Raw genomic sequence first — 4375 nt, forward strand, 5'->3', positions numbered from 1 at the left:
ACCCAAACCCGGCCCCGGCAGCACCGCGGAAGCTCCCGCGGATAACCAGAAGAAAACGGATGCCCCGGCAGACAAGGCCGCGGCCAACCCGGCTCCGGCAGCCGCGCCGGAAACGCCGCCAACCCCGGCCCCCGCTACCACCGCCCCATAGGTTACAGGGCTTCCTTCCAGGAAAAGAGGAAGGCCTTCCACATGCGGGAATAAACGGCCCCGCGCGTCACCTTCACTTTCCCCCCCTTTGCCGGGAGTTCCCGGCGTTTAAGCAGGTCCAGCGTATCCAGCCCCAGCCATGCGGGAAGCACCGTGGAAAAACGCAGCCTCCCGTTCCGGAGGGATTCCGCATAAAACACGCCTTCCTTCAGCCAGCGTTCCGCCCGGTCCAGCCAGGGCTCCACGTCAGCGGCAGGCAGATAGCTTCTTCCACGGGAAAGGTCTTCCTCACGGTCCCGGAGGATGTTCACCAGCTGAAGCCCCATGCCGTAATGCATGCCCCAGCGCAAAAGCTGTTCCTCCGGCTGGGTGCTGAAGTCTGCGCGCAGCACCAGCAGGCCCAGCCTGGTCCAGAACTCTCCCACGCAGCCGGCCACCATGTAGGCATAGTGCTCCAGCTGTTCAGGGCATGAGACGGAAGAATGGTCCTCAAAGTATTCCAGATCCCACGCCTGCCCTTCCACGATGGTGGACAGCACCTGCCTTACCAGCATCTGTTCACGGGGGGGAAGGGCTTCCAGCAGCGCCAGGCATTCGGGAAAGCGGGCCAGCAGTTCAGCCTCCCCCCGGTGCGGCTGGACGGAGGAAAGAACGCCCAGTTTTCCAAAGCAGGAGGAGGCAGTCTCCCGGGAGGCGTCCCCGGCCACCGTCTCACCCATCATCTTCAGCAGGGCCAGGCGCTCCCGGCAATCCATGTCCACGGTATCCGCAACGGTATCCGTGGCGCGCGCCAGCAGATAGCCCACGGCCACGCCAGGGCGCATTTCCCGGGGCAGGAAGCGCATGCTCAGGTAAAAGGACCGGGAAACGGAAGACAGAAGCTGATGGAGGCCTTTCATGATTTTTGCAGCCCCAGCCTGTGCATTTTATAATGGAGCACCCGGGGGGAGATACCCAGTTCCCGCGCCGCTGCGGACATGTTGCCGGGGGAGCGTTTCAGCGCGGCTACGATCAATTCCCGTTCAAAGGAATCCACCATCGTCGGCAAATCCGCGTGATCCTCCCCGTCACGGGAATACGGGGCGTCATTGCTGGGCATTTGCAGGGAGGCGGGCAGGTTGTAGCCGTAAATGCAGTCCTCCTGCGCCGTGATGACGGCACGCTCCATGCAGTTTTCCAGCTCCCGCACGTTGCCGGGCCAGTGGTAGGCCATGAGCATGTTGATGGCGGGAGTGGACAGCCGCTTGATGTCCTTCCCGTATTTCAGGTTGAATTTGGAAAGGAAGTGTTCCGCCAGCAGCATGATGTCTCCCTTGCGTTTGGAGAGGTCCGGCATGACGATGGGAAAAATGTTCAGCCGGTAGTACAAGTCCTCCCGGAATTTGTTTTCCGCCATCAATTCTTCCAGATTGCGGCTGGTGGCGGCGATGAAGCGCACGTCGGAATGAAGTTCCTTGTTGCTTCCCACGCGGGAAAAAGTCTTTTCCTGAAGAAAACGCAGCAGTTTCACCTGCATCTGAAGGCTCAAATCCCCGATCTCATCCAGAAACAGGGTGCCTCCGTCCGCCGCCTCCGCCCGGCCGATGCGGCGGCTGGTAGCTCCGGTGAAGGAGCCTTTTTCATGGCCGAACAATTCGCTTTCCAGCAGGTTTTCCGGCATAGCCGCACAGTTCAGCGTAACCAGCGGCTTGTCCTTCCTGCCGCTGAGGTTGACCACGGCGCGGGCCACCAGCTCCTTCCCGGTTCCGGAACTGCCCCGGATCAGCACCGTGGCGTCGCTGGACGCCACCTGGCGAATCTGTTCATACACCTGGAGCATGGGGCGGCAGTTGCCGATCAGCTCACCCGGATTGGTTATCAAAAGCTGGCGCAGCTTCTCATTCTCCGCCATCAGGGCCGCCCGTTCCTCATGCGCCTGGAGGCTGGCCGCCAGCGCATCCCCTACGATGTTGCCCACAATTTCCAGCAGTTTACAGTCCCGCTCCAGGTCCGTTTCCCTATCCACGGGACGGTCAATGCTCAGGGTTCCGATCACCTGCTGCAAATGAATGATGGGAACGCAGATGAAGGCCACTTTTTCCCCGCTCTTGCGCGTGCGGGTACGGTTCAGGAATCTGGAATCACGGGAAATGTCCTCAATCACATGGGGGCGGCCCGTTTCCGCCACATGGCCCGTGATCCCTTCCCCCACATGGTAATGGCCGCGCTTCATCTCCTGCTCGTCCAGCCCGTGGGACGCCTCGATCATCAGATCGTTTCCGCGGCGGATGGTGAACGTGCCGCGCAGCATCTTCATGCGGCGGTAAAGGATATCCAGAATATGCTGGAGCAGAACCGTGCCGTTGCGTTCATTGACGATGGCGGAGCTGATCTCCTGCAGCACGACCATTTCCAAATCCGGTGACTTGTTTACTTCATTCATGCAGTCCGGGGCTGGGTAAATATTAACCGTACGGCCTTGCCAGACCAACTACTTTTTCTTCCACCGTCATGCAGCCGGGGCTAACAGGGCCGCAGGAAATGGGGATAACATGTTAGCGCTTAAATTTGATGACGTTAGGGACGAGTTTGAAAAGAAGGTTACAAAATTGTAATACACGGGACCTGCGCCGCTCCATCTCACAGGCCGACGTCCCCTCCGGACTCTCTTTTCATCATTTCCGTGATGACCTGGAACAGGGCATTCCGGTACAAAACGCCGTCAAGACGCCCGGTATTTTTCCACACCACGGGAAAGGCCCCCAGATGGGTCTGCTCAAACAATTGAAGGGCGTCCGTCAGATGGGTGCCGGCATCCAGCACGGGGGCACCGTGGCGGACCAGTTCCCCGGCGGTGGGAGGCGGCCCTGCGCCTTTCTCATCCATCCGCTTGCGGACGGCCAGAAAATCATCCGGATAAATGGCCCCTTCATAAGTCCCGTCCTTTTTCACCACAAAAATCAGGTCTCCGGGATTCCGCAGCATCAGGGAGGAAACGTCATCCAGGGAAGCGTCCGGCGCCACCTGGGGCACCACATGGCGCGCCAGGTCATGCACATGGACCTGCGCCATGGGCAGGTTGACCACGGATTCCGGACTGCCGGACAGGCTGGCGGCGTACATGGACCGCGCGCGAATCAGCCGTCCCGTTCCATACGCACTCACCACGCCGATCAGCAGGGGGTAAATCATTTCCCCGCTCATGGAAAACTCCACCACCATCACCAGCGCGGTCAGGGGAGCCTGGGCCGCCACGGCAAAAAAGGCCGCCATTCCCACCATGGCATATGCCACGGTGTGATTTCCCTCCATGCCCATGGACGTCAGAACCGTACTGAAAATAAATCCCACCATGCTTCCCACGTACAGCGTGGGCGTCATGGCGCCCCCCACCGTGCCGCAGCCAAACACCACCGCCACGGCGGACACCTTCACCAGAAGCAGGATGAACGCCTGCTGCGTGCTGTAATCCTCATTCACCAGCCCGGTAATCAGGGCCTGCCCGTTGCCCACCACCTCCGGATAAAAAACGGCCAGCACCCCCACCACCAGCCCGGCGGCCATCAGACGCAGCGGCAGGAGGGACTGGCGGCCATTCAGGTACCTGGTGGCCACATCCAGCAGGCTGACCCATCCCCTGGCCGCCACAGCGGCCACCACCCCCAGCGCAATGCACCACAGGGACTGGGAAAAGACGGTAAAGCTTTCAAATGGGGAACTGTACAGCGGGGCGGGATCCCCCAGCAGGTGCAGCATGGCGAATCCTGTACAGGAGGCAATCAGCAAGGGCGCCAGAATATCCATGCTGACGGTGCCGATAATGATTTCACTGACAAACAGGCACCCGGCAAAGGGGGCGTGAAACGCCGTCGTAAACCCGGCCGCCGCCCCGCAGCCGACCAGCAGCCGCAGCCGCGGGATGGACACATGCAGCTGCTGCCCCACCGCAGAGGCAATCAGGGCGGAAGACTGGATGATAGGCCCTTCCTTGCCGATAGCCGCCCCGGAAGCGATGCTCCATGCCGCGGAAAAAACCTTCAGGGCGGACGCGCGGAATTTGATCAGCCCGTTTCCAATGGACATGGCTTCCATGTATTCCGTAGCCTGTCCCGGCATCCTCTTTTTCAGGAACAGCAGGATGCACCCGGCCGCCAGCCCCCCCACCGCCGGCAGGCCCAGCCTGCGTTAAGGGTCCACCGGGGAAAAGGGGCCCACGCGGGAATCCGACCCGGTGCCCGGGGGCATC

3 protein-coding genes are annotated in these 4375 nt (G+C 61.0%); all 3 read right to left on the bottom strand.

Annotation, left to right across the window (positions count from 1 at the left end; translation table 11 throughout):
- Positions 1-152: 152 nt before the first annotated feature.
- The gene (locus tag LIO64_RS06675; protein WP_290548664.1) at positions 153-1049 is read right to left on the bottom strand and encodes a squalene/phytoene synthase family protein; all 897 of its coding nucleotides are present in this window, start codon (positions 1047-1049) and stop codon (positions 153-155) included.
- Positions 1046-2572, bottom strand: a complete 1527-nt coding sequence (locus LIO64_RS06680) for a sigma 54-interacting transcriptional regulator (protein WP_290548665.1) — start codon at positions 2570-2572, stop codon at positions 1046-1048. Before LIO64_RS06680 ends, LIO64_RS06675 begins: the two co-directional genes overlap by 4 nt.
- A 197-nt stretch (positions 2573-2769) precedes the next feature.
- Positions 2770-4293, bottom strand: coding sequence for a chloride channel protein (locus LIO64_RS06685; protein WP_290548666.1), 1524 nt, complete (start codon positions 4291-4293; stop codon positions 2770-2772).
- Between the last annotated feature and the right edge of the window lie 82 nt (positions 4294-4375).

The organism is Akkermansia sp. (assembly GCF_020860705.1).
Lineage (GTDB): Bacteria > Verrucomicrobiota > Verrucomicrobiia > Verrucomicrobiales > Akkermansiaceae > Akkermansia.